This window comes from Bacillus seohaeanensis (assembly GCF_042684945.1).
Classification (GTDB): Bacteria; Bacillota; Bacilli; order Bacillales; family Bacillaceae_B; genus Rossellomorea; species Rossellomorea seohaeanensis.
This window is the reverse complement of record NZ_JBHUMF010000042.1, coordinates 1-669: the sequence shown is the minus strand read 5'-3', so window position 1 is coordinate 669 and position 669 is coordinate 1. Positions and strand designations below refer to the sequence as shown.

1 protein-coding gene is annotated in these 669 nt (G+C 31.8%); it reads right to left on the bottom strand.

Annotated features, from left to right (window positions below; genetic code table 11):
- Positions 1-601: MarR family transcriptional regulator (locus ACFSUL_RS21330; RefSeq protein ID WP_377938385.1), on the bottom strand; the 601-nt coding region annotated here is incomplete at its 3' end.
- Positions 602-669 lie beyond the last annotated feature (68 nt).

Here is a 669-nt window from a genome sequence, read left to right as displayed (position 1 = left end):
TAGGTTGTTTCATTGCCTTGTAAAAGATTACTTGTAAATGTTCTGGAACATTATCTTTATCACCTGCAAAGATCACATGAGGATTAACAAATAAAGAGTAAGCTTTCGCATTATTACCTTCAATTCCGCTTTCAGCTTTAGCTAAGATACCTTTTTTTACTAAGCCATTTACTATTTGACTTGTTTTTTGTCTTGCCCTGCCTAGTTCTGACGCTAACTCTGAAATGTTCATAGGTACGGGATTTTTACCCTTAATATCATAAACAATAGAATTACTATGAAATGAAACATAAGGGATAATATCCATCAAAAAACCCTTTTCGCTTAATGTCAAATATCCTTCTTTGCTTAAATATTTCATATTTTCTTGTAAAATTTGAGCAAACCTCACTTTCGATTGAGGGCTTTTTTTAGTGCCTATATAGTGTTCTTTTCCAGTCGCTTTGCTTAACATAGCAAGAGCATTTTCCATTTGTTCTTGTGGTATTCCTGCATGATCTAAAGCATATTGAAGCTTTTCTAAATCAAAATCTCTTTTTCTAGCATTTCTTTTAGCTTTTTCAGAAGCTTTCTCTAAATCTGCAATATTATTTTTTCCCACTACTTTTTCTCTCCCTTATGTAGCAGGAATTAGTCCCGATATGATAGAATATAAATATCAAATAAAGT